The organism is Gallalistipes aquisgranensis, from assembly GCF_014982715.1.
Taxonomy (GTDB): Bacteria; Bacteroidota; Bacteroidia; order Bacteroidales; family Rikenellaceae; genus Gallalistipes; species Gallalistipes aquisgranensis.
Genome location: NZ_JADCJY010000001.1, coordinates 1,806,713 through 1,831,972, shown reverse-complemented (window position 1 = coordinate 1,831,972; position 25,260 = coordinate 1,806,713). Strand labels below are relative to the sequence as shown.

General features: G+C 54.5%; 23 protein-coding genes and 1 tRNA gene. 11 read left to right on the top strand and 13 right to left on the bottom strand.

What is annotated here, in order from left to right:
* Positions 1–46 precede the first annotated feature (46 nt).
* Positions 47–1,807 (top strand): aspartate--tRNA ligase, encoded by a 1,761-nt coding sequence (gene aspS, locus INF32_RS07390; RefSeq protein ID WP_226387706.1) that lies wholly within the window; start codon positions 47–49, stop codon positions 1,805–1,807.
* A gap of 65 nt (positions 1,808–1,872) precedes the next feature.
* Here aspS and INF32_RS07385 read toward each other — a convergent pair whose 3' ends face one another.
* A complete protein-coding gene (locus INF32_RS07385; RefSeq protein ID WP_226387705.1) occupies positions 1,873–2,661 on the bottom strand; it encodes a 4Fe-4S binding protein in 789 nt (262 codons plus the stop codon).
* A gap of 224 nt (positions 2,662–2,885) precedes the next feature.
* Between INF32_RS07385 and INF32_RS07380 the strand changes: the two genes are divergently transcribed.
* From INF32_RS07380 to INF32_RS07370, 3 genes are all read left to right on the top strand, one after another.
* Positions 2,886–2,960: transfer RNA gene (locus INF32_RS07380), tRNA-Val, on the top strand.
* Positions 2,961–3,062: 102 nt separating this feature from the next.
* A complete protein-coding gene (locus INF32_RS07375; RefSeq protein ID WP_226387704.1) occupies positions 3,063–3,407 on the top strand; it encodes an Arm DNA-binding domain-containing protein in 345 nt (114 codons plus the stop codon).
* A gap of 766 nt (positions 3,408–4,173) precedes the next feature.
* Positions 4,174–5,619: a Gfo/Idh/MocA family oxidoreductase gene (locus tag INF32_RS07370; RefSeq protein ID WP_226387703.1), complete on the top strand. Its 1,446-nt coding sequence runs from the start codon at positions 4,174–4,176 to the stop codon at positions 5,617–5,619.
* 438 nt (positions 5,620–6,057) lie between these two features.
* Here INF32_RS07370 and INF32_RS07365 read toward each other — a convergent pair whose 3' ends face one another.
* The 5 genes from INF32_RS07365 to INF32_RS07345 all read right to left on the bottom strand — a co-directional run bounded on the left by INF32_RS07365 (position 6,058) and on the right by INF32_RS07345 (position 12,139).
* Positions 6,058–7,404 carry a glycoside hydrolase family 28 protein gene (locus INF32_RS07365; protein ID WP_226387702.1) on the bottom strand — a complete coding sequence of 449 codons (1,347 nt, stop codon included), beginning with the start codon at positions 7,402–7,404 and terminating at the stop codon, positions 6,058–6,060.
* A 21-nt stretch (positions 7,405–7,425) separates the two neighbouring features.
* Positions 7,426–9,312, bottom strand: a complete 1,887-nt coding sequence (locus INF32_RS07360) for a DUF2752 domain-containing protein (protein WP_226387701.1) — start codon at positions 9,310–9,312, stop codon at positions 7,426–7,428.
* Positions 9,313–9,952: 640 nt separating this feature from the next.
* Positions 9,953–10,465, bottom strand: coding sequence for an IbrB-like domain-containing protein (locus tag INF32_RS07355; protein ID WP_226387700.1), 513 nt, complete (start codon positions 10,463–10,465; stop codon positions 9,953–9,955).
* The gene (locus INF32_RS07350; RefSeq protein ID WP_226387699.1) at positions 10,462–11,748 is read right to left on the bottom strand and encodes a DUF3440 domain-containing protein; all 1,287 of its coding nucleotides are present in this window, start codon (positions 11,746–11,748) and stop codon (positions 10,462–10,464) included. The genes INF32_RS07355 and INF32_RS07350 overlap by 4 nt, the downstream gene beginning before the upstream one ends.
* Positions 11,726–12,139, bottom strand: a complete 414-nt coding sequence (locus INF32_RS07345) for a hypothetical protein (protein WP_226387698.1) — start codon at positions 12,137–12,139, stop codon at positions 11,726–11,728. Before INF32_RS07345 ends, INF32_RS07350 begins: the two co-directional genes overlap by 23 nt.
* On the opposite strand from INF32_RS07345, the gene INF32_RS07340 reads away from it, so the two are divergent.
* Together INF32_RS07340 and INF32_RS07335 are read left to right on the top strand one after the other, a co-directional pair.
* Positions 12,138–12,374: a hypothetical protein gene (locus INF32_RS07340; RefSeq protein ID WP_226387697.1), complete on the top strand. Its 237-nt coding sequence runs from the start codon at positions 12,138–12,140 to the stop codon at positions 12,372–12,374. The genes INF32_RS07345 and INF32_RS07340 overlap by 2 nt on opposite strands.
* A 105-nt stretch (positions 12,375–12,479) precedes the next feature.
* Positions 12,480–15,146: an AsmA family protein gene (locus INF32_RS07335; RefSeq protein ID WP_226387696.1), complete on the top strand. Its 2,667-nt coding sequence runs from the start codon at positions 12,480–12,482 to the stop codon at positions 15,144–15,146.
* Positions 15,147–15,259: 113 nt separating this feature from the next.
* Here the strand turns inward: INF32_RS07335 and greA are convergent, their stop codons facing one another.
* Positions 15,260–15,736 carry a transcription elongation factor GreA gene (gene greA / locus INF32_RS07330; protein ID WP_226387695.1) on the bottom strand — a complete coding sequence of 159 codons (477 nt, stop codon included), beginning with the start codon at positions 15,734–15,736 and terminating at the stop codon, positions 15,260–15,262.
* 192 nt (positions 15,737–15,928) lie between these two features.
* On the opposite strand from greA, the gene cls reads away from it, so the two are divergent.
* Together cls and INF32_RS07320 are read left to right on the top strand one after the other, a co-directional pair.
* A complete protein-coding gene (gene cls, locus INF32_RS07325; RefSeq protein ID WP_226387694.1) occupies positions 15,929–17,401 on the top strand; it encodes a cardiolipin synthase in 1,473 nt (490 codons plus the stop codon).
* A gap of 152 nt (positions 17,402–17,553) precedes the next feature.
* Complete coding sequence (locus INF32_RS07320) at positions 17,554–18,168, top strand: porin family protein (protein ID WP_226387693.1); 615 nt, start codon at positions 17,554–17,556, stop codon at positions 18,166–18,168.
* Between the two features lie 86 nt (positions 18,169–18,254).
* Here INF32_RS07320 and INF32_RS07315 read toward each other — a convergent pair whose 3' ends face one another.
* The 5 genes from INF32_RS07315 to INF32_RS07295 form a co-directional block, all read right to left on the bottom strand.
* Positions 18,255–18,911 (bottom strand): hypothetical protein, encoded by a 657-nt coding sequence (locus tag INF32_RS07315; RefSeq protein WP_226387692.1) that lies wholly within the window; start codon positions 18,909–18,911, stop codon positions 18,255–18,257.
* A gap of 139 nt (positions 18,912–19,050) precedes the next feature.
* Positions 19,051–19,992 (bottom strand): malate dehydrogenase, encoded by a 942-nt coding sequence (gene mdh / locus INF32_RS07310; protein WP_226387691.1) that lies wholly within the window; start codon positions 19,990–19,992, stop codon positions 19,051–19,053.
* Positions 19,993–20,026: 34 nt separating this feature from the next.
* The gene (gene gcvH, locus INF32_RS07305) at positions 20,027–20,404 is read right to left on the bottom strand and encodes a glycine cleavage system protein GcvH (RefSeq protein WP_226387690.1); all 378 of its coding nucleotides are present in this window, start codon (positions 20,402–20,404) and stop codon (positions 20,027–20,029) included.
* A 118-nt stretch (positions 20,405–20,522) separates the two neighbouring features.
* A complete protein-coding gene (locus INF32_RS07300; RefSeq protein ID WP_226387689.1) occupies positions 20,523–21,587 on the bottom strand; it encodes a glycosyltransferase family 9 protein in 1,065 nt (354 codons plus the stop codon).
* Positions 21,588–21,603: 16 nt separating this feature from the next.
* A complete protein-coding gene (locus INF32_RS07295) occupies positions 21,604–22,206 on the bottom strand; it encodes a DUF4254 domain-containing protein (RefSeq protein ID WP_226387688.1) in 603 nt (200 codons plus the stop codon).
* 99 nt (positions 22,207–22,305) lie between these two features.
* Between INF32_RS07295 and INF32_RS07290 the strand changes: the two genes are divergently transcribed.
* The 3 genes from INF32_RS07290 (at position 22,306) to INF32_RS07280 (ending at position 24,877) form a co-directional block, all read left to right on the top strand.
* Positions 22,306–23,283 (top strand): glucosaminidase domain-containing protein, encoded by a 978-nt coding sequence (locus INF32_RS07290; RefSeq protein WP_226387687.1) that lies wholly within the window; start codon positions 22,306–22,308, stop codon positions 23,281–23,283.
* Between the two features lie 33 nt (positions 23,284–23,316).
* A complete protein-coding gene (locus tag INF32_RS07285; protein WP_226387686.1) occupies positions 23,317–24,006 on the top strand; it encodes a hypothetical protein in 690 nt (229 codons plus the stop codon).
* Positions 24,007–24,286: 280 nt separating this feature from the next.
* On the top strand, positions 24,287–24,877 hold the full coding sequence (locus tag INF32_RS07280; protein ID WP_226387685.1) for a sugar phosphate isomerase/epimerase family protein: 591 nt from the start codon (positions 24,287–24,289) through the stop codon (positions 24,875–24,877).
* Positions 24,878–24,977: 100 nt separating this feature from the next.
* Here INF32_RS07280 and INF32_RS07275 read toward each other — a convergent pair whose 3' ends face one another.
* Entirely contained in the window at positions 24,978–25,226 is a 249-nt protein-coding gene (locus INF32_RS07275) for a DNA-binding protein (protein WP_226387684.1), read from the bottom strand.
* Between the last annotated feature and the right edge of the window lie 34 nt (positions 25,227–25,260).

The following is a 25,260-nucleotide window of genomic DNA, read 5'->3' as shown; positions in this document are numbered from 1 at the left end:
ACCTTTGAAGTCTCTTTTATGAAGAGCAAAACTAATAAAAAATAATATGTACAGGACACATACCTGCGGGGAGCTCCGCATGGACAACCTGAATCAGACGGTTACGCTGGCGGGCTGGGTGCAGAAAGTGCGCAATCTGGGCGCCATGACCTTTATAGATCTGAGGGACCGCTACGGTATCACGCAGTTGGCCGTGGAGGAACATTCGCCGGCGGAGATCCGGGAGGCGGCCGCCCACCTGGGCCGTGAATTCGTCGTGCAGGCGACGGGGCGGGTGATCGAGCGGGCCTCCAAGAACCCGAAGATGCCTACGGGCGATATCGAGGTGGCCGTGGAGAAGCTCACCGTGCTGAATGCCGCGCAGACGCCGCCTTTCACCATCGAGGAGCAGAGCGACGGAGGGGACGACCTTCGGATGCGTTACCGGTATCTCGACCTGCGCCGCCCTCCGTTGCAGCGGGCGATGGCCCTGCGTCACCGGATGGCCCAGAGCATCCGGAGTTTTCTGGACGGAGAGGGGTTCCTGGAGATCGAAACGCCCTATATGATAAAATCCACGCCGGAGGGTGCACGCGACTTCGTGGTCCCTTCGCGGATGAATCCGGGAGAGTTCTATGCCCTGCCGCAGTCGCCGCAGACGTTCAAGCAGTTGCTGATGGTGGCCGGGTACGACCGTTATTTCCAGATCGTGCGCTGTTTCCGGGACGAGGACCTGCGGGCCGACCGGCAGCCGGAGTTCACGCAGGTGGACTGCGAGATGTCGTTCGTGGAGCGGGACGATGTGCTGGACGTTTTCGAACGGCTGGCCAAACACATGTTTAGGAATACGGTCGGAGTGGAGTTCGAGGGTGCTTTCCCTCGTATGTCGTGGCACGAGGCGATGGAGAAATATGGTTCGGACAAGCCCGACATCCGGTTCGGCATGACGTTCAACGATGTGACCGGACTGATGCAGGGCCGGGGATTCGGCGTGTTCGATTCGGCCGAATACATCGGGGCGATCTGTGCCGAAGGGTGTGCCGTGTACACCCGCAAGCAGCTCGATGCACTGACCGATTTCGTGAAGCGCCCGCAGGTGGGGGCCAAAGGCATGGTGTACGCCCGGGTGGAGGCTGACGGGAACGTGAAGTCGAGTGTGGACAAGTTTTACGGACAGGACGACCTGCGTGCGTTGGCGGCGGCCTGCGGAGCGAAGCCGGGCGACCTGATTCTGATTCTCTCGGGAGAAAAGAAGCATACGCTCACGGCGCTGAGCGAGTTGCGTCTGGAGGTGGCCGGGCAGTTGGGGCTGCGTGACAAGACGAAGTTCGCGCCGCTGTGGGTCGTGGATTTTCCATTGTTGGAATGGGACGAGGAGGCGGGACGCTTCTTCGCCATGCACCATCCGTTCACTTCACCCAAACTGGAGGACGTGGCGCTGTTCGACACCGATCCGGGCCGGGTGCGGGCCGAAGCGTACGATTTTGTGGTGAACGGGGTCGAGGTCGGCGGCGGCTCGATCCGGATTCACGATTCGAAATTGCAGCAGAAGATGTTCGAGGTGCTGGGCTTTACGCCGGAGGAGGCGGAGAAGCAGTTCGGTTTCCTGACCAATGCCTTCCGGTTCGGAGCACCTCCCCACGGAGGCATCGCTTTCGGGTTCGACCGCTGGTGTTCGCTGTTCGGCGGCAGCGATTCGATCCGCGATTACATTGCCTTTCCGAAAAACAATTCGGGCCGCGACGTGATGATCGACGCTCCGGCATCCATCTCCGACGCCCAGCTGGAAGAGTTGGCGCTGAGGGTGGAGTTGCCGGAAAAGGAGTAGATCCGGGGACAATGAAAAGGCACGCGGTCCGAAGGTTTTCCGGGCCGCGTGCCTTTTTGCCGGTTTTATAAAAAAGTTTCGGGTTCGCGGCGTGCCGAAAAATTGGTATGGAGCATGGCCGTATAGGGGGTGTCGAAAATGCGGGCCTGGTTGGGACACTCCTTGACGCAGGCGCAGCATTTGGTGCAGAGAAGCGGATCGGTTGCGATTTCGCCCTCGTCGTCGAAACGGATGGCGGCGGTGGGGCACAGTTCGATACAGAGGCCGCAGGCCGTGCAGTTCTCTTTCAGCGTGACCGGAGCGGCCGGGGTGGACGGTTTGACCTCTTTATAGGGAATATTGCCCGGGACGGTGACGGCCGGGAGATCGGCCGGGGAGGAGACCGATGCAAGTTTTTCTGCGGCCTGCCTGCCGAACGATTCGGCAGCGGCGAGATCGGACCGGTCGGGCCTGCCTTCCGCGACGGGCATCCCGGGGCGGCTGTAACTGTGTTCGCCGATGAACGCACCAGCAGCCAGCGGGACGAATCCCCTCGATACGGCCAGGTCGCGCAGTTCGATCAGGGCATCTTCGTAATCGCGGTTGCCGTAGACCGCCAGCAGGATCGCCGGGGTCCCTTCGCCCTGCAACCGGGAGAACCGTTCGCGTGCCACGGGGGCGATGCGGCCCGCATAGACCGGGGCGGCGATGACTGCGAGTTCATTCCCGATCCGGATCGGCCGTGTATCCCGGTCGCAGGTCAGGTCGGTTTCGACGATCCGTTCCGGGGCGGTTCCCCGGGCGACGTGTGCGGCTACTTCGGCCGAAGTGCGGGTCGGCGAGTAGCAGATGGTATGGGTTGTCGTGTATTTCATGAAACAAAGGTAGGAAAATAATCCGTTTTTGCATCGGGCAAGGGGCGGGCGAAAAGGGTCGTAAGGTCTTTTACAATAGCTTTTCGGGACGGATTTGAAAAAAATGTAAAAAAATGGAAAAAGAAGTCCGAAAAATTTGGAGTTATAAAAATTAGAGCTATCTTTGCACTCGCAATCCGGAAATAAGACGGTCAGCCGCAACGGATGCAGGTTCTGAAAATTTCGGGAGCTTAGCTCAGCTGGTTCAGAGCGTCTGCCTTACAAGCAGAGGGTCGGGGGTTCGAATCCCTCAGCTCCCACTTAGAAATCAACCACTTACAGCGATGTAGGTGGTTTTTTTATGCCTGTATTTTTCGGTGATTTCAGGGGGTGTTTAAACCAGCGTTTAAACCGGAATCACCATGAACGCTACAGTTGGAATGGTCTATTATGAGTCTAATAATCTGAAAGATAGGTTGAATCCTTTACTGCAGAGGATAACTAAAGACAGAAAAATCAAGTATGTGTCTTTGGGCGTTTCATTAAACCAGAAACACTGGGATTTCTCCAAACAACAGCCTAAGCCATCTTGTCCAAACAGGGAATATATAGAGAAACTTGTCCTTGCAAAGAAAGGGCAGTATCAGGATAAAATCATTGAACCGACAGCTTTTCATAAAGATTATACACCTCAAAGTCTGGTTGAAAATATTGATTATGGATTTGGATTTATTCGGGGAAAGTTTCTATCCCCAATTCAGTCGTGATATGTTTTTATCCAACTTAATATATCAATGGAAAATCAGAAAGTACACGAAATCAAAGCTTGCGTTCCCTTTCGATAATGCCGGAAAGGGACTGTGTATCTCCTCCCCCCCCTCCCTTTTTTTGTGGAAATTGAAAAGAAATGGACAGTGCCTGTCTCAAACTGGGGCTTGATTATGAACCAATTTATGCTTATATTTGGAAACAGAATCCAGATATAAGAAATGCTTACATCTGATCCTTGTTTCCGTTTACACAAAATTCTGGACAGTCCCATGAAAATCATGCATAGCCCCACTATTCAAAAAAAGATATTTGAATATGTTAAGGAAGAAGCATCTAGAGTAAGATGGCAGAATGAACCTCCATCACGATGTTCTCATAAATCCCTGTCCTCAAGTCGACTTTGTCCCTCTCAAGGATATGGAGGTGTAAGTTCACTCTATAAAAATAAGAAAATCGCGCAGAAAAGGGTGCGAAATTACGGTTGAGACGTGTTAGTAGGTGAAAATTGGGGCAAAATATTTCGCATAAATTACGGTTCCTTACGCTTTTTGAACGATGCATTGCACCCTGACTTGAGAACCTTAAAAGGATTTAGTTCTATTGTAAGCATTTGACAAACACTTTTTTGTCCCCTCTCTAACATTCTCCTTTACAACTGCCTATCGTTATCATGTGATAGCACCCCAATATGTTATGCGTATTTTGTTAATCGTGAATATTTTAAAATTTCAACTCCGTTAACGGGTTTTAAATTATTTCTTTATGGAATACAAAACACACATTTCTCGCCGGAATTTTTTAAAAAAATCGGCAGTATTGGCTGCAACGGCAGCATTTCCTGGCATATTGAATGCCATAAATCCTTCTTCGAAAAGAGAGGTGAAAAATCCGAAATTCGTATCGGGTGACAAAGTGAATCTGGCTTGTTGCGGTATCGGAAACCGGGGAAAAGACATTATTAAACAACTCTATTCTACCGGGTTGTGCAATATCGTGGCTTTGTGTGATACGGACATGGAGGCTGCCCATACCCTAGAGATACTCAAGATGTTTCCTAATGTGCCTCGGTTCCGCGATTTCCGTCAGATGTTTGACAGAATGAAAGATTCGATCGATGCGGTGTCGATCGGAACTCCGGATCACTCCCATTTCCCGATTGCGATGCGTGCCATGTCGGAGGGTATCCATGTGTATGTGGAGAAACCGTTGGCCCGAACGTTTCTGGAAGTGGAGTTATTGATGGCCGCGGCCCGAAAATACAAGGTCGTAACTCAAATGGGAAATCAAGGGCATTCGGAGGCCAACTATTTTCAATTCAAGGCATGGACCGAAGCGGGTATTATTAAGGATGTGACCCGGATCACGGCCCATATGAACAACAAGCGTCGTTGGCACCAATGGGATACGAACATGAAGAGTTTTCCTGCAGCCGAACCCATTCCGGACACGCTTGATTGGGATACATGGATCGGTGTGGAGCCGATGCGCGATTATAATCACGATTATATTAACGGGCAATGGCGTTGCTGGTATGATTTAGGGCTTGGTGCTCTTGGGGACTGGGGTGCACACATTATTGATACTGCCCATGAATTTCTTGATTTGGGACTGCCGGAAGAGATCAATATGTTGTATGCCGATGGATGGAATCCATTCTTTTTCCCGTTGGCTTCGACGATCGAATTCAAGTTCCCCGCCCGAGGCGATATGCCTCCGGTAGAGATTACTTGGTATGACGGCCGGAAAAATCTTCCTCCGTTGCCTGACGGGTACGTTGCCGGGAAACTCGATCCTAATATTCCGCCCACGTCTCAAGGTGCTATTCAACCTTCGAAACTCAATCCGGGAAAAATCATCTATGGAAAAGATCTTATTTTCCAAGGTGGGTCGCACGGTAGTACGTTGTCGATCATTCCCAAAGACAAGGCAAAAGAGATTGCATCCCGATTGCCGGAGGTTCCCGAAAGTCCGTCCAATCACTATGCAAACTTCCTGTTGGCCGTGATGGGTAAGGAGAAAGCTCGTTCTCCGTTCGAAATTTCAGGTCCGTTGAGTCAGGTGCTTTGCTTGGGTGTGATCGCTCAAAGACTTAATTCCCATCTGAAATTCGACCGTCAGACGAAGCGTTTCGTAAACAATGAAATGGCGAATTTCCTTTTGCAGGGCTATCCTCCAAGAGATGAATGGAAAGAGTTTTTCCAGATATAGTTTAGTGTTGATTTGTGATACTGCATTATGCGGTCAAAACTTCTAATGGATGTAGTATTTCTGCTTCTGAATTATGAAACGCCCCCTACAATCTTTTATTATTGTACTGTTTGATGATTGTCTTGTGTCTGAGGGAGTATGTTTTATAATGCAGAAGGATGTGTTGACGTGTATGAAGATGCTTCAGGTTGGAGGCAATTCGGGACCAATTATCGAAATTGACGAATGATATTAACAAATTATGCGATTCCCATACTTTTCTCGCTGAAAAGTATGGGGCTTCCGCTCATTCCGGTCAGAATATTCGGTACGGAGCATCATATATCCTTCTGCAGGCAGATGCCGGGGTGGATAAATCCATTATGGATCGGTTAATTTTGAATCATTAACGAACGGGCCGGCTCTTAAAACCGGCCCGTTCGTTAATGAATATATCGTTTAGGGCAGGGTTTGGAGCATGCCGTTGATCATTACCTTTTTCAGTGTGATGTTTTCGGCGTTCTTGACGATCAGGGGGATGGGTGTCCGGTCGAGGGTCAGATTGCGGATGGTCACGTCTTCCACGGGCATCCGGGCGAAGCCCGAGATGTCGATTCCGCTGATCTCCGCGACACCGCCTTTCACGTTCTCGATGACGAATCCCCGGAACCGGGTGGGATAGTTGTTGCGGCTTTCCGATTTGTAGTCCGGTTCGAATTTTACCAGGGTCGACCGTACCGAATCCGCCCGCACGTTGCGGATGTGGATGTTTTCGATATAGCCGCCGCGGTCGAGATTCGACTTGAAGTAGATGGCGTCGGTGGCGCTGGGGATGTAGAGGTTTTCGGCGAATACGTTGCGCACGCCGCCCGAGATTTCGCTGCCGATGCACAGCCCGTTGATTTTCGAATTGAAAGTGCAGTTGCGGATGATGACATTCTGGGTGGGCTGCCCGATACGCCAGGCATCGTTGTCCCGGCCGGATTTGATGGCGATTCCGTCGTCGCCCGTGTGGAAATAGCAGTCTTCGATCAGCACGTTGAGGCACGATTCGGGGTCGCACCCGTCGTTGTTGTCGTTCGTCGTATCGACCCGTACGCCTCTGACCGTGACGTTTTCGCAAAACAGGGGATGGATCACCCAGAACGGGGAGTCGATCAGCGTAATGCCCTCGATGAGGACGTTGGTGCACGAAACCGGTTCGACGAAAGCGGGCCGCAACAGATGGCCTTCCCCGAATACCCTTTCATAAAGGGGGACGAGTTCGGTGCCCATTTTGCGGAGTTTTTTCTGGTCGGGTTTCTGACGCGGTTTCCAGGTGGCGATGTTTTTGGAGCCTTGTCCGTTGAGGGTTCCTTTGCCGGTAATGGCGATATTTTTCACATTGTAGGCATAGACCAGCGGGGAGTAGTTGAAGACCTCCGTGCCTTCCCAGCGCGTGGGGACGGCGGGCAGGTAATCTTTCTCGTCGGCACTGAAGATCAGTTCGGCACCCTCTTCCAGATGCAGGTTGACATTGCTTTTCAGTACGACGGGGCCTTTGCAGAAGAAACGTCCGCGGGGGATGACCACGCGGCCCCCGCCGTCGGAGGAACACCGGTCGATGGCCTGGAGAATGGCCGGCCGGGAGTCGGCAGAGGCGTCGTCCGTCGCACCGTAGCGGGTGACCGGATAGTCCCGGTCGGGAAAGACGGGGGCGGAGATCTGCTTTTCGATCTGCTTCACCATGTTCCAGGGGTTGGCTGCATGACCGGGCCCTGCGAGGGCCAGCGGGAGAGACAGGAGTAACAGGCGGAATGATTTCATGTCGTATGGTTTTTATGGTTTTTACGATTCGATGCGATAGGTCAGGGTGACGGGTGTCCGGCGGGTGGTTTCGTCGCAGGGTACGTCTACCACGATCGGCAACGCTTTGAGGGCCGGATAGATGCTCCAGCAGGTTTCGGCGCCCTTTTTGTCGATGCGAAGGGTCGCCTCCGGACTGTCGAGCGTGAGTAGGATGGTGCGGGACCTCGACCCGATGCGGATCGTACGGCTGTCCTGCCGGGTGATTTCCGTGCCCTCGTTGAGTACGATGGGTTCCACGATCCGCACCGTGTCCGTGAGGGTCTGATGGGCGATCATGAAACTTTTGGTCAGACGATCACCTCCGAAGCGGTGCGTCAGCGTGTAGCCGACGCCGCAAGGCCGCTGGTCGCGGTTTTTCAACTGTCCGTAAGCCGTACATTCGACCGCTCCGTCCCGTTCGCCGACGGTGAAGGCGGCGTCGTATTCGTAGAGGTTGGTGTAATAGCCGTTGTTTGCGCTCACTTCGATGCGCGGGGTGAGGGGTGTGGTTGCCGGAATTTCGGGGAAGCTCATCGGTTCCCAGCGGTGGTATTCCGTCTGGGATGAGGCTTGCAGCAGGTCGAACCCATCCACCCACAGGATACTGAGCGAACCTCCTGCCGGCCGGTGCATGTATTTGCTCCGGGGGCCCTCTTTCGCCTTGTAGTTGTAGGCGGTGACCGTTCCGCAGAAGTCTCCGCTGCGCACTACGGCTACGTTCATCGTGGGAAAATAGCGCCAGCCTTCCGTGTCGGTGGGCAGCGGCGCGTCTCCGGGACCGTCCCGGGTCACCCAACTCTGGGCCATGGCCAGGCTTTTGGCTTTGGTGAAGGTGGGGTAGATGCAGGGCGGAGCGTTCCGTACCCGATCGTAGTGGGGGCCGAATCCCAGCAGGCCCTCACGGGTGAAGGAGTGTTCCAGTTGCCGCATGTTGCGTACGGCGGCGGTGATATAGGCTTCGTCGCGGTCGCTCATCAGGGCCAGCAGCGGGTGGCAGCCGTCCGAGGTGCCGCTGCCAAAGGTAGTCCATTTGTTGGAGCGGATGGCCCACGAAGCGTCGAGCATGCCGTTGGGATAGATGAACCAGAGGTGGTTCTTCAACGAAAGGGCCACGGCGTCTGCTGCCGGACCGTCGCCCGTCACGCGGGCATATTCGGCCAGGCCCCAGAGCGACATCTCCATGTTGTAACCCAGGTCTACCCCGTATTTGTATTTTCCTTCCCGGGACCCTTCCCCTTCGATGAAGTATTCGGGGTTCATCTTGGCGACGATCATCCGGGCCAGTTCCCGGGCCTTGGCCGCATAGGAAGGTTTCGGAAGGAAGGCGTTCATGTGGGCGAGGGTGGCTGCGGTGGTCGCGCAATAGTTGATGCTGGCGAATGCGTTGTCCATTACCCGGGCCAGGTAATCCCCTGCCTGTTCCATGGACGAACTCCACCGGGCCCGTTCGTCGGGGGACAGATGGGGGGAGACGATGGGCCATGCCAGAAGCATCATGAGCAGTTGGTCGGTGGAAGTGCCGGTCCAGGTCTCGGGCGTTTCGGGCCATGCTCCGTCCGGCTGCTGCCGGGCGACCAGCCAGTTCCCGAGCCGGATGGCCTGCCGCAGGCGTTCCCTGTTGCCGGTGAGTTCGTATTCGTAAGCCAGCGGGAAGAGCGCTTCGGCGGCGCGCGTGTGGTAGAGGCCGCACCCCGGACACCAGATGCCTCCGTAATCGGGGCTTCGGGTGTCGTCGTTCTGCCGGAGGACTATCTGCTCGTTGAGGCGCATCATCAAGGGTTTCGCATACTCTTTCAGGGCCTGTCGGGCGAAAAGGGGTGTCGCTGTCAGAATCGAGACGAGGATGAACACCCATGCGCTGGCGTATCGTGCGAAGTGTCGTTTCATGTTCGGTATAGAGGTTTTAGAAGGCCGTGTAATTCCGTGTGATTTTGTTCGGCTTACACGTCCGGGATGGCGGTTGGATATGTTTTGGAGTGGAATTTCAAGCGTTTTTTTATTGTAATATGTTTGTTTGTAGTTGTTTATGTGTGGTGTGAGGTATCCGTGTTCGAACACAATATACGGATTGTGCAGATAATTTGCAAATTTTTCCGTTTCGGGAGCGATCCGACCGGCCGGTCGGATGGGGTGCGTGAACATCTTTCGCTCGTTTCCGATGGGTGGAAAAGAACAAGAAAAGCGGTTTGGGAATTTCTCGTTTCCGGTACGGAAAGTCCGGTCGGAATGCCGCTGTAAGAGGAGCGGCATATCGGCCGGTTACCGGTCTCCGCCGGCGTCTTTGCGGGTAACCGTTCGATCTGAGCGGAGTATTGATCCGGCATTGCCGTTTTTGGGGCGGATAGAAGGGATGTACATGCAGGCGGTCTGCCGGCGATCGGCAATCGCCCGGCCGGGTCAATGAGACGGTAAGTGGCAGGAAGGAGGGAGCGGCCTGCGGGATACGGTTCCTTTTACGGTGGAACGCAGATATTTGCGCTCTGCGGCACTACCACCTGAAACGGTGTTCAGCGGATGGGAGGTGGTTCTACCGGTCCTCGGGAATGCTGAAATCCTTGTCGGCAAAGAGTTCGGCCAGACCCGTGATCTGCTTGAGCCGGAGCAGTTCGTCGCGGTCCATGCCGATATTTTTCATGATCCACCGGTCGGACATGCCCGCTTTGGTCAGGTCGGCGATGATCTCTGTCATCAGCCGGATGTTGTGCGAGCCACGGGCCCGGTTGTGTCGGATGGTCGAAGCCATACGGTTCGAGAGGTCTTTTTCGATTACAACGACCGGCAGCAGCCCCTGTTCCCGTTTGAAGATCCGTTCCGACGTTTTCATCACCTTGTAGCGGTGGAAGCCGTCCACCAGTTCGTACATGTCGTCCTTGTCGTTGTAGTAGCAGACGCAGGGCATCGTGAACCCGTCCTCCCAGATGGAGAGTTCCAGCAGTTTCATCTCGGGCGGAGCTACGGAGTTGGGGTTGTAGTCGTTGGCCCTCACTTTCTCCACGGGCACGGCTTTTACGTGATATACGGGACTGGTCTGAGTTTTCATTGCATGATGCTTTTGTACTTGGCGAGTATTTTCTGTTTCGCTTCCAGCTCTTTTTTCGGGGGTGTGAAACCCATGTATTTGCAGGAGTGGTCGTTTTTCAGGATGCAGATGCAGATGCGCTTGAACGTGGGAAGTTCCCGGAACTCCGGAAGGTCGATGTCGTCCAGGTAGTCCATGCGCACCGGCTTTTTACTGGTGTGATAGTTGGTCGAATCGCCCACCTCCACTTTCACTCCCGCTTTGCGCAGTTTTTCGATCGTCTCGTCGGCCAGGCAGCCCCCCTTCTCTTTCCAGAACCGGATGCTGACGGCCAGTTTGTTCAGGTAGTTCTGGCGGGCATGGGCCGGAAGCGTGGAGAGCAGGAAGTGCATGTAGCTCTCCCACGTGTGGTTGGGCGGCAGTTTGATGGAGTGCCACCCGACGGCCGACGTGCCCCCGTACAGACTGCTGAAGTTGGCCCCGTTGACCCGCCCCACCATGCGTCCCCACGTGTCGGGGTCGATCACGCGGAACAGTTTCAGATGCTCCTGTGCGGCGGAGATGAAGGGGCTGGCCACGCGCTGTTTCTCGATACTCACCCCGGCCTGGTAATAGAGGTCGTAGAGCTGGTTGTAATCCCAGCGGAATTTGCCGTTGGCCGTCCAGATGTCGGAGGTTTTCCAGTCGTAGATGGGATAGACGTTATAGACGTTGTCGAACAGCTTCTTGGTCCATTTCAACCCGTAATAGTGGTTGGCGAATTTCGCGCTGTATATGGTGCGCCAGCGGTTGAGGCTCTCCTGCGTGCGGATGCCAACCAGGCAGCAGGTGCGTTTGGCGTTTTTCCTTTCGTGGAGCCACCGGGCGAAATCCATCTGGAACTCGTAGTCCCACATGTCGTCGGCAAAAAAGGGGAAATCCTTCCGGGTGTAGGCTCCTTCGGGCATGTCCCGTACCCAGATGTCCCGTTTGCTCTCCTCCCATGGACGCCAGTACCTCTGGTGCATGGAGGCGCAGGTCGCCACTTTGAACGGGACGCAGATGCGGTAAATGTCCAGGATGTCCCGGTTTTCGGCGAATACCCGGTCCACGTATTCCGTGGTCATCCGGTACTGGGCCTCGTAATCCATGTGGAATACTCCCAAGCGCACCGGCAGTTTGTGCCGACGGATGTATTCGATGCAGAGGTTCAGTACCACGCCGCTGTCCTTCCCTCCCGAAAAGGAGATATAGATATTGTCGAAACTCGAAAAAATACGTTTCAGGCGGACCTGCGCACGTTCATATACGTTTTGTATCTGCATCGTCCGTCATCTTGATGTAATTCTTCCAGACCTTCGTGGCGCAGAAGCCGTTGCGGGCGAAGACGTCCCCGTCGCGGGTCTGTGCGACGGCTTCGAGCGTGTACTGCCCTCCCAGCGCCTCCTGTGCCTTGACGATCATGGCTTCGAGCACGGCAGCCGATTCGTCCCGGATGTAATAGTTGTTGATGACGGCTTTTCCTCCGTCGCGCCGCTCCACGGGCAGGAATCCGGCTACCTCCCCCTTGTCGAGGGCTACGAACCAGACGAAATGGAGTGTGGTTTTGAACGGATAGTTGTTGTTCTGACGGAGCACCTCCGGGTCCATCACCAGGCGGCAGACCAGTTCGTACAACTTGGGATCGGTTCCTTCTATCTGTTTAACGTCTATCATGTTGGGTGCGGTTAAGGGGTTATGCAAAGATATTGAAAAAATGGTTCGTTCCAATACCTTCGAGGGAAAAATATTTTGTTTGGTCGTAAAAATAGCAAAATCAGACCGTGCTTTTGCGGTTTTACCGTGCGGTTTCGGGCTGGTGAAAACGGCAGCAGGAACAGGAGCGAAACGAGTTTCAGAAATCGCATGGTATGAAGATAAGGAATTAGGTAAAACAAAAATAACAAATTAATCAGGAATCCGCAACGGATCGCCGAAACCGGAAAATTGGCCGAAAAAATGTTGATAATCTGGCCGGATGCCTCTATCTTTGTAGGTACAGGAAAAACTTAGTGTTATGAAAAAGGCTTTGAAAATAACGGGGATCGTGATAGGCGTTCTGTTGCTGATCCTGATCGTGGTGCCGATCGCCCTGCGCGGGAAGATCGACCAGATCGTCAAGAAGGAGGCGGCTTCCATGCTCGATGCCCGGCTTGATTTCGATCGGTTGGGGATCAGTCTGATCCGCCATTTTCCGCATGCCTCGCTCGATCTGAAGGGGCTGACGCTGGTGGGGACGGAACCTTTCGCGGAAGACACGCTGGTGAGCGCCGGCCGGATTTCGGTGGTGGTGAACCTGATGTCCCTGTTCGGGGATTCGGGCTTCGAGGTGACCCGCCTGGTGCTCTCCCGACCTTCGGTGACGGCCCTCAAGCTGGCGGACGGCCGGGTGAACTGGAATATCGTAAAGGAGAGCGGCGGGGAGACGCCGGCCGATACGGCCGTGTCGGAGCCTTCGTCGTTCAAGCTGTCGATGAAGGATGTACGGATCGACGGGGGAAAGATCGTTTTCGTGGACGACTCTTCGAAAACGGCTTTTTCGACCGACCGTCTCGACCTGCGCCTGAGCGGGAACATGGCGGCCGACCGGAGCGGACTGAATCTGACGATGGTGACCCGGAACCTGCGTTTCATGACAGGAAACACCGCGTGGGTGCGTGATGCGGAGGTGGAGACGGAGATCAATCTCGACGCCGATTTCGAAAACGGCAAATACACCCTGCAGAAAAACCGTGTCCGCCTCAATGCGATCGAACTGGGGCTGGACGGCTGGGTGGCCCTCGACGGGGATGCCGTCGATATGGACCTGAAACTGAATACGTCGGAAGTCCGGTTCAAGGATATTCTCTCGTTGATCCCGGCATTCTACATGAAGGATTTCGAGGATCTTACCGCTTCGGGCGATCTGACGTTCGCCGCCTCGGCCGCGGGACGTTACGAAGGGGACTGCCTGCCCAAGATCGACGCCGTGCTGGCTGTGGAAAAAGGTGCCTTCAAATACGCTTCGCTGCCGCTGGGCGTGGACGATATCCGGCTGAATGCATCGGTGTTCAACCCGGGAGGCAGTGCCGATCGGACGGAGCTGAGGATATCCGACTTTTCGGCCCGGGTAGGGCAGACGAACAACCTGCTGCTGTCGTTGTCCGTGACCACTCCCGTGAGCGATCCGGCGTTCGACGGAAAGGTGACGGGGGCGTTCGATCTGGGCGTGGTTAAGGATGTCTATCCGTTGGGCGATTCGGTTTCGCTCGGGGGACGTATCACGGCCGGTATCGAAATGGCCGGACGGATGTCCGACGTGGAGAAAAAACGATATGAAAAGCTGAGGGGCGAAGGGAACGTCGCTCTGCAGAATATGGTGTTCCGCACTCCGGAGCTGCCCGAGGTGAAGGTCGCCGAGGCGGTGGCCTCCGTAACGCCGGCGGCCATGAAGCTGGCCCGGCTCGACGTAACGGTCGGACGGAGCGATCTGGTGGCGCAGGGGGAACTCTCCAACTACCTGCCTTATGTCCTGCGGGGAGAGATGCTGGCCGGCCGGCTTTCGGTCTCTTCGGATCTGCTCGACCTGAACCAGCTGCTCGGGAACTCTGCGTCTGAAACCCCGGAGGAAGGGGCCGTGCCGGCCGATACGGCCGCGCTGAGTGCATTCGAAGTGCCGAAGAACCTCGATCTGGCGCTGAACACTTCATTCAAAAAGATTCTGTTCCAGAAGATGACGATTACCGATCTGACGGGCGATGTCACGGTGAAGGACGGAACGGCGAAACTCGGGCGGCTGAATATGAATGCGCTGGGCGGTTCGATCCGTACGTCCGGTTCCTATTCCACGGCACAGAATCCGAAGAGTCCGGAACTGACCCTCGACGTAAATGTCGACAAGGCTTCGTTCTCCCGCACCTTCGAAGAGCTGGACATGGTGAAGAAGTTCGTGCCGGTTTTCGAGAAGACGGGCGGCAACTATTCGATGACCCTCGACATGACGGCCCGTATGGACGAGCATATGGAACCCGTCCTGAACTCCGTGGCGGCCCGGGGTGTGTTGGAATCGTCGGATATTCATGTGCAGAACATAAAGGCGTTCGATCGGCTGGCTGCCGTGCTGAAGGACGACCGGCTGAAAAAAATCGAGGCGAAAGACGTGAAAATCTCCTTTACGATTGCGGACGGACGTATCGAAACCTCGCCGTTCGATCTGAAACTGGGAAATGTCGGGTTGAACCTTTCCGGTTCCACGGGGCTCGATCAGACGATCGACTATGTCGCTTCCGTGGCTCTTCCCTCGGGTACGGCCGGAGGGTATCTCAATAAGGTGAATGTGAATATCGGAGGCACCTTCTCGTCGCCCGAAATCTCCCTCGGAGTGAAGGAGATGGCGCAGGACGCCGTGAAGCAGGCGCTCGGAGGTGCACTCGGCAAGCTGACCGGCGGAAAGAGCGCCGTTTCGACGGAAGGTGCGGCCGACCAGGCCGAAAAGTTGAGGGCCGACGCGAAGGCGGCCGGCGACGAACTGATCGAAGCGGCGAAACAGCAGGGCGACAAGCTGGTCGAACAGGCGAAGAATCCGCTGGCCAAGATTGCGGCCAAAAAGAGTGCCGAGGCTTTGGTAAAAGCTGCCGAGCAACAGGCTCGGAAACTCAGCGAGGAGGCGGAGGCCAGGATCGCGGGAACGGGTGCCGCCGAGTGATCCGGGGACGATGCTTCCGGGGACGGAATGAAAACAAAAGGCTGCTTTCATTGAAAGCAGCCTTTTGTTTTGCAGCTCCGGAATAGCGGTGCTGCAATACCGATTATTCCGAATCAGATCGAGATGTCGAGGATTTCGAAATGGATCACTCCTGCGGGGACCGTCACATCCACCCGCTCACCCTTCTTTTTACCCAGCAGGGCCTTGGCGATCGGCGTCGAGATGGCGAGTTTGCCCTCCTTGAGATTGGCTTCCTTTTCGGATACGAGCGTGTACTCCACGGTCTTGCCCGTGTTATGGTTTTTCAGGGTGACTTTGTTGAGGATCTGTACCTTGCTCGTGTCGATCTTCGATTCGTCGATGATCCGAGCATTGGCTATGGTGTCTTCCAGCTTGGCGATACGCATTTCCAGCATCCCCTGGGCCTCACGGGCCGCATCGTATTCGGCGTTCTCCGACAGGTCCCCTTTATCCCGCGCCTCGGCGATCATCGCGGAGATGGCCGGCCGCTCTACGGAACGCATGTGGTCGAGTTCCTCCTTCAGTTTCTGATAACCACTTTCGGTTAAATAAATCGTGTTCGATGCCATAATAAAATTAAGTTTTGATAGAACAAAAAAGAAAGAATCCCGGCTTTTCTCAAAGCCAGAACTCCTCTTCTGCAAACAAAGGTAGGAAACCTTTTCCGATTTTCCAACTCTTGTGCCGAATTTCTTTTGGCATGTAATGTGATGAAAGAATCCGCTAAAAATTATATATTTGCGGTATCAGGAGGGATTCGTATGCAATTGACTCTACCCATTCTCATACTGGCTGACCTGGGCCTGTTGCTGAAAGTCGTCTATGCGGTTCTGGTGCTGGTCACCATCGGGGTCATCATTCACGATAAGCGGGAACCGGTCAAGGCGTTGGCCTGGATCACGGTGATCGCCCTGATACCTGTGGCCGGCATGGTACTCTATGTCGTGTTCGGCCGCAACCACCGCAAGGAGAAGATTTTCAACCGCAAGGAGATCCGGGACCTGGAGCAGATCGAAAAGCTCTGCGCCCAGCAGCTGAAGGATATCGCTGATCCGGATCTGATGCTGCGCCGGAGCATTGCCGACAACCGGGACATCATCACGCTGCTGCTCAACAACAACAAGTCGCTGTTGACGGTCCACAACCGGGTGAAGGTGCTCAACAACGGGAAAGCCACCTTCGCGGCCATCCTGGAGGCCCTGCGGGGAGCGACCAGTTCGATCCATCTGGAATATTATATATTCGAGAACGACCGTATCGGTAAAAAGGTGGCCCGCATCCTGATGGAAAAGGCGCGTGCGGGGGTTGCCGTGCGGCTGATCTACGACGACGTAGGCAGCTGGGGGTTGAGTCCGAAATTCATCTACGCCATGAAAAAGGCCGGGGTGGAGGTGGGGTGTTTCATGCCGGTGGCGTTTCCCTGGCTGACCAGCAAGGTGAATTACCGTAACCACCGGAAAATAATTGTCGTGGACGGATGCGTGGCCTTTACCGGTGGCATAAATATTGCGGAAAGATATTTGCTTCGCGGCGGTAAGCTCGGCCTGTGGCGGGATACCCATCTGAAGATCGAAGGAGAGGCCGTGGCGATGCTCCAGGTGGTTTTTTTTACCGACTGGTATTTCGTCTCGAAGCGTCAGCGGCTTAACCATGACAAGTACTTTCCCAAATCCCGCGTCAAGGAGGAGTGCCCGCTCCAGATCGCCTCGTCGGGTCCCGACTCCGACTGGGCGTCCATCATGCAGGCCTTCTTCGCAGCCATAACCCGGGCCCAGAAGTATATCTACATCTCTTCGCCCTACTTCCTGCCCAACCAGGCCGTTCTGACAGCCCTGAAAGTGGCTGCCCTGAGCGGCATCGACGTGAAAATCATGATTCCCAGCCGGTCGGACAGTAAAATCGTCTACTGGGCTACGCGTTCTTACATTTCCGAACTGATCGACGCCGGCATCGGCGTTTATCTCTACAACAAGGGATTCAACCATTCGAAAGTGATCGTCATCGACGGCCAGTTCAGTTCGGTGGGATCGGCCAACATGGATATCCGGAGTTTCGAGGATAATTTCGAGGTGTCGGCTATCCTTTACGACCGCAAGATCGCGCAGGAACTCGAAAGCTACTATCTGGCCGATCTGAAACATTGTACGAAAGTCACGCGCGAGATGTGGAATGCACGGTCGAATCTCCACAGTATGTACGAGTCTTTCTCCCGGTTGCTCAGCCCGCTGCTCTGATCTTCGTCGGAGAGGCTTCCCGATTACCGACCCATACCCCGTTATCCACCCGTCTGCCCGGACGACCGATTCTCCGGCGTAGGGGGCGTCTGTCCCGTGTTCCGTGTAGAGGAGGAGATTATGGAATTACTTATTTAATATATTGATTGGTTATGAAAAAATTATTCGCTGTTTTATTGGGCCTGGCACTCGGTGCCGGAACGGTTTCCGCACAAGTGCTCAAAGTGGGTATTAAAGGCGGTGTGAACACCACCTCTTACAGTTTCAAATCTGTTACGTTGGGCGATATGCGCGTCAGTCCCGGCTCCTCTTCCGGGGTGGGGTACCATTTAGGGCTGGCCGTACGGCTTTCGATTCCGAAATTCCTGCAGATTCAGCCCGAATTGCTCTACTCTACGCGGGATTACCGCTATGCGATCGATTCACCCGGAACTCTGAGCCGGGCCCGTTTTTCCGCCAAGCGGCTTGAATTGCCGGTGATGGTCGGCTTCAATATCCGGGCTTTCCGGCTCTATGCGGGTCCCGTATTCCAGCTGACCGCATCGGTCAGGGAGAGCAATGCACAGGGATTGGAGGTCGATTACCATAATTCGGACATTGCGATTCAGGCGGGCGTGGGAGTGGACATCCGCAAATTTTTTATCGACGCCCGCTATACGACCTTTACGGGTAATCGTTACAATCAGTTCACGGGACAGGGTGTTTCGAAGCGGGTGAAAATTACGACGGACGATCAGTGGTATGTCAGCGCCGGATTCTTTTTCTGAGAATCCTTTCGCGTCCGGAGATACGACAAGGGCGGTTCGTGTTGTCGAGCCGCCCTTCCGTATTATAATAGATGTGTCGTATTCGCTTAAAACTTGACGGTGAATCCTGCCGTAATACCCGTGCTTCCTTCCAGGCTGATGCCGCCTTTCTGCTGGTCGAATCCCTGGTTGACGATCATGGCCTTGAGCGTGAGGTTCAGGTCAATGGCACGCGATACGCGGAACCGGTTGATAAGACCTCCGTTGAAGGAATAGCTGTTGAACGAGGGTTCGTCCTTCTTGTAGGCCCTGGCATAACCGGCACCCAGATAAGGGATCAGCTCGTACACCCTTCTCGAGTAGGGGCAGATGGCCGAATTCAGATTGAACAGGATGTCGAAGTGGAGATTCAAGTAACTGAATTGCTGCTGGTATCCGCCTTTGGGGGTTCTTCCTCCGGTGGCATACGGATTGTCGAGCGAAGTGAATCCCTTCATTTTGTATCCGTCATACTGAATACGGGCACCCCAGACATGCGTGAACCATTTTCCGACCGCCACTTCGATATCCGGGGTGATCCGGTTGCCGAAGTTCCCCGTCGAGTAGTTCTCCGCCCAATAGACCTGGGCACCTCCGCCGACAGTCATGAACCAGTTGGCATGTTTGTAAGTTCCTGCGGTAGAGCTCATCTGTCCGTAGGCCTGTGAGGAAACCGCCATCGCCGACAGCAGTATCCCGAAGCAAATTCCTGTAATCTTTTTCATAATCATACGTATCATCTATGATACAAATGTATCATTTAAATCGCTATATTACAAGAACCATGCAAGAAAATATTTATAGATGATAAAACGAAAGCGACCGTTTCGGCCGCTTTCGGAGGATTTTCTGCAATGGTCTTATTTACAGGGCCTTGATCTCTTTCAGTACGGAATTGGTTTTCCGGACGGCTGCGGCGCTCTTTTCGAACAGTTCCTTCTCTTCGTCCGTGAGTTTGAGCTCGATCACCTTCTCCACGCCGTTTTTGCCGATCACGGCAGGAACCCCGATGCAGATATCGTTCTGTCCGTATTCGCCCTCCAGCGTTACGCACGAGGGAATCACTTTTTTCTGGTCGCGCAGGATCGACTCTACTACGTAGGCTGCCGCTGCTCCCGGAGCGTACCATGCCGAAGTGCCCAGCAGTCCGGTCAGCGTAGCTCCGCCCACCATCGTGTCTGCCGCAACTTTTTTCAGCGTTTCGGCATCGGCGAACTCACTCACGGGAATCCCTTTGTAGGTGGCCTTGCTTACCAGCGGTATCATGGTCGTGTCGCCGTGGCCGCCGATCACCATGCCTTCCACTTCGTTTGTGTTTACGCCGAGAGCCTTGCTCAGGTAACATTTGAAACGCGAGCTGTCCAGGGCTCCGCCCATGCCGAAGATGCGGTTTTTGGGCAGGCCGCTGATTTTGGAGGCCAGGTAGGTCATCGTGTCCATCGGGTTGCTGACAATCAGGATGATGGCGTCGGGCGAGTATTTCAGTACGCTCTCCACCACGCTCTTTACGATACCCGCATTCACGCCGATCAGTTCTTCGCGCGTCATGCCCGGCTTGCGGGGCATGCCCGACGTGATGACTACCACGTCCGAACCGGCCGTCTTGGAGTAGTCGCCCGTGACGCCGACCATATTCGTATCGAAGTCGAGCAGCGTGGCGGTCTGGAACATGTCCAGAATCTTTCCTTCAGCGAAACCTTCCTTGATGTCGATCAGAACCAGTTCGCTCGTGATCTCGCGGGTCGCCAGCACATTGGCGCAGGTAGCGCCCACGTTGCCTGCACCTACAACAGTTACTTTTGCCATAGTTTTCTCTGTGTAAATTATAGTGTTTGAGTCGTTAGCCGATGATTTTCCCGTAATCTGCACTTTCCATGAGCGCGTCGAGTTCGGCCGGATTCTCCATGCGGATCTTGATCATCCAACCTGCACCGTAGGGGTCTTTGTTTACGCTCGCCGGGTCGTCGTTGAGCGCCTCGTTGAATTCGAGCACCTCGCCGCCTACGGGGATGAAGGCGTCCGAAACGGTTTTTACGGCCTCAATCGTACCGAACACGTCACCGGCCGAAAGGGTCTCTCCCACGGTGGGAACGTCTACGAATACGATGTCGCCCAACTGGCTCTGTGCGAAATCGGTGATACCCACATAGGCGATTTCGCCTTCGGGACGGATCCACTCGTGATCCTTGGAATACTTCAGGTTGGAGGGAATGTTCATTTTTGTAATTTTTTTAAAATATGCGGTTCGACGTTCAAAGGTACTCTTTATTTTAATACCAGCAAACGTTTGTTGTGAATATTTTCACAGTAAAAGAAAAAAGTCTGTCCAATGGATTTCAGGAATTCCGGTCGGAGGGGGTCGGCGTATCGGTTACGGAACATACGCGGTCGAAAATCGTTTGAGGGGCGATGCCCTGCAGACAACGGTAGTCCTTGAAAAGGCAGCGTCTGTTGCCGTACACCGAGCAGGGGCGGCAGGGAAGATCAAGCTGTACGGCGTTCCGGGGGTCCTGTCCGAACCCGTAGAATCCGGCGTACGGATGGGTGGCACCCCAGACCGAAACGACGGGGACACCCATGAGCGAAGCGATATGCATCGAAGCGGAATCCATCGTCACGATCGCATCGAGGTTCGACATGATGTCCATCTCTTCCGACAGGCTGACCCGCCCGATCACCGAGATGACCCGCTCTCCGTGCCGTACCTCCATACATTCGGCGAAATCCCGTTCGTAGGGCCCTCCTCCGAAGAGGAATACCCGCTCGAAACGGGACACCAGCAGACCGATCAGTTCGTCTGTCAGGAGGGTGGGGTAGATCTTCCCTTTGTGCTGGGCGAACGGGGCCACGCCGATCCATTTTCCCTGTTTGGTGCCGGAACGCCGGCCGATAGAGGAAGGGACGGGAAGCGGTTTGCGGACGGCGGGTACCGGTTCCGAAAAAGAGAAGCCGAGCCTGGCGATCGTTTCGCCGTACCGTTGCATCGACGTGGGCAGCTGCTCCATGATTTTTCGGAATTTCCGGGTCAGCATCCGTTTTTCCGACCGCCCTTTGTCGATCACTTCCACCCGGCAGCCGCTCAGGCTCAGCAGGCGGCGCAGGAATTTGGTGCGCAGGACGTCGTGCAGGTCGGCTACGTGGGTGAATTCCTTTTTCCTCAGCTCTTTCCAGAGCCTGAACATGCCCGAGAGCCCCCGGTGGCGGCCTTTCAGATCGGGCGAGACGAATTCGATGCCTTCGATCTCCCGGAAAAAAGGCCGGAAAAAGTCCCGTGTGAGCACCGTGATTTTCAGTGTCGGGTTGTCCCGCTTCAGGGTGGCGATAACGGGAACGCAAATCGCCACGTCACCCATGGCCGAAAGCCGGATGACGAGCAGATGTTTCGGAATTTCGTTTTCCATATATCCGGGACGGACCCTATTTGGAGGCGTACAGTACCGGGTTCAGAGCCGGGTCGTTGTACATCTTCATCTGTTTGTAGGTTTTCATGTACTTGCGGCCGGCGGCGATGTCTTCCAGCAGTTCCTCAATGGCAGTCGACAGGTCGCGTTGCTGGGTCAGCAATACGTCGAGTTTTTTCCTGCAGGCGGTCCTGTGTGTCTCGTCCACGTCCCGGCGGAGGGTCTCCTGCCTCATGTGGTAGATTTTCAGCGCCAGGATCGAGAGGCGGTCGATCGCCCAGGCGGGCGTCTCCGTGTTGATGCGGGCGTCGGACAGGGGGGCGACTTCCCTGTATTTGTCGAGCAGGTAGCTGTCGATATATTCCACCATATCGGTCCGTTCCTGGTTGGACGCATCGATTCTCCGTTTGATCTTCAGGGCTTCTGCGGGGTCGATCTGCGGGTCGCGGATGATGTCCTCCAGATGCCACTGCACGGTGTCGATCCAGTTTTTGATATAAAGCAAGTGCTCGATGCTGCCCGCAGGATAGGGATTGGCGGCCGGATGATCCACGTCGTCCCAACGATGGTAGTCGTCGATGACCTGGCTGAAAATTCTGTTGGCTTGTTCCGTGAACATGTTGATCGGTGTGTTTAGTTTATTGCAAAACTATAATTTTTTGCTCGATTTACAATAAAATATTTATCTTTGTCAGCAACGCACTGAAGGAAACTGGATATGAATTTCGGAAAAATAACGGTCGCCGTGTGCGGCCTGTTCGTGGTGGGCGGGGTGCTGGCTGCCCAGCCCAGGATGTCGCGCGAGGAGTATATCCGGCGGTACAAGGAGTTGGTGCTCGAGAGTCAGGAGGTATATGGCATTCCTGCCAGCGTCAAGATGGCGCAGGCCCTGCTCGAGTCGGACAGCGGCAACAGCCGGCTGGCCCGCGAGGCCAATAACCATTTCGGAATCAAATGCAAGCGGGACTGGACGGGGATGACCATCTCGCACGATGACGATGCCAAAGGCGAATGTTTCCGCAAATACGCTTCGGCTGAGGAGTCGTTCCGTGACCATTCCGAATTTCTCGACAATTCACCCCGTTATCAGGAGTTGTTCAAGCTCGATCCGCTGGATTATAAAGGCTGGGCCTACGGGCTTAAGGCGGCCGGATACGCCACCGATCCCAATTATCCGCAGCGGCTGATCAAGATCATCGAAGAGAACCGGCTCTATCTGCTGGACCAGCACAAAGAGCTGCCCGAAGAGTTGCCGCGGCGTCACGAACCGGTCGGAGAGCAGCTTCCCGAGCCTGTGGTTTCCGCTGCGGAGAAGATCGACGTGGACAATTATATCGTTTCGGTCCAGAAGCTCAGGGGATATGCCCTCTATCACAATAACGGCAGCCAGTTTATCGTTGCAGATAACGGAGATACGTTCGAATCGCTGGGTCGTAAGATCGGCATTTCTGCCAAGCGCCTGCGCAAGTTGAATGATCTGCCCGCCAATGCGCAGCTGTCCGGAGGAGAGATGGTGTACGTGCGGAGCAAGGCGAAGCGTTCCGGCAACGGCAAACTGATCCACATCGTGCGCGAGGGAGATACGATGCATTCGATCTCGCAACAGTACGGAATCCGGCTGAAGAATTTGGCGAACATGAACCATCGGGACGTGGATGCCCGGCTGGAAGTGGGGCAGCAGATCCGGCTGATGTAATGGATACGGAATATTAACTTACTTAAATAATATATGGACGGTGACCCTGGCCTCAAGGCCAAAATTGCAGAGAATTTAATCAGAAAATCGAATCTTCAGCAGAGAATCTACGACAATACGTTCGCCGTGTTCAACGAACTGAAGGAGACCCTTCACGAGATGGCCTCCGAAATGAACGAAACGCTGGACGAACAGTTGGACAAGCGGGTGCGGATCGAATACCGCGACCGGGGCAAGTTCGAAGCCCAGATACAGGTGGCAGGCGACATCCTGATTTTCAGCATGCACACCAATGTGTTCGAATTCAACCGCGAGCACATCATCTGGCAGAACTCCTACGTGCGGGACCACAAGGAGAACTCGTATTGCGGCATCATCAATATCTACAACTTCCTGGCCGACTCCTTCAAATACAACCGCAACGGGGACGAGGGGTATCTGGTGGGGCGTATCTTCATCAATCACGAGAACCAGTATTTCGTGGAGGGAAAACGGCAGGTGAGCCTGCGCCACAACAGTTTCGGAACGCGCCGGATCGACAGGGAGGCGATCATGGACATCGTGGAGGCGGCTATCGACTACGTGCTCGACTTCGATCTGCTGGTGCCTCCATACGATACGGTGAAGGTCGTTACGGTCGACCAGCTCAATACCAAGATCGAAAATTCGAAGATGCAGACCGGCAAACGAATGGGATACAAGTTCAATTCGGACGATATTTGACGATTTTTTTATTGTTTACCATAAATAAACTGACTGAAAATGAAAAAGACAAATTGGATGCGTGCGGCCATCGCCGTGCTGGCTCTGACGGTCTCCCTGCCCGCCGGAGCTCAACTGGTGCAGGGAAAACGGGGTTCCGACGACTTCAATATCGGAATCGCCGGTTACACCTACCGTAAATTCGACATCGACCAAGCATTGAAAATGGCACAGCAGGCCGGTGTGAAGTATATGTCTATCAAGGATTTCCATCTACCCCCTCACGAGTACGGCGGAGGAGATGGCCGCCTTCAAGCAGAAACTGGCCGGTTACGGGATCGAGGGATATATTCTCGGCCCGATTTATATGAAAAGCAAGGAGCAGGTCGACAAGGCGTTCGATTACGTGAAACGTTACGGAATCGACATGTTCATCGGCGTACCCGATTACGAATTTCTGCCCTATGTGGAAAAGAAGGTGAAAGAGACCGGCATCAAGGTGGCCATCCATACGCACGGTCCCGATAGCAAGGCTTTCCCCAACGCCCAGGAGGTGGTCGACCGGGTGAAAGACCCGAACAAGGGGATCGGTATCTGCCTCGATCTGGGCCACTCGGTGCGTTACGGAGAGGATAATGCCGAGATACTGAAGAAATACAAGGAGTGGATTTACGACATCCATTTCAAGGATGAGTCCGCTCCCACCAAAGAGGGCAAGACGTGGGAGATGGGCCGCGGTGTGATCGACTACCGTCCGATTTTGAAAGTACTGCGGGAGACCGGTTATAAAGGCAAGGTTTGTCTCGAATTCGAGAAAAATCCCGAAAATCCCCAGCCGGGCGTATTGGAGTCGATCGGTTATTTCCGTGGTATCTGCGACGGAACCAAATAACATCTTTCGGGTTTTATCCGCAGAGATGCAATGGAAAAGGCGCTCGGGACCGAGCGCCTTTTTTCTTTTTTACCCTTTACTTTTTACTTTTCAATCGGATTCAGGCTCTGACTTCGTTCAGTATCCGCATCGCAGCGTCCAGAATCGTGGTGTCGTCCAGCGTGACCACGCCGCCGTCCGGGCCTTTTTCGTAGTGTACGCCTGCCGGGGCTCCCGCTTCGAAATGGCTGCCTCCGAAATAGTTGCGTACCGTGTCGACATCGATGTTCAGTTCGTCTGCAATGCGTTTCGAGCTGCCGCTGGGCAACTTGTCTTTGATACGACGCAATTCATTGAATGTGATGACCATATCTGTTAGGTTTTAGTGATGTTCCGTTTTCTGT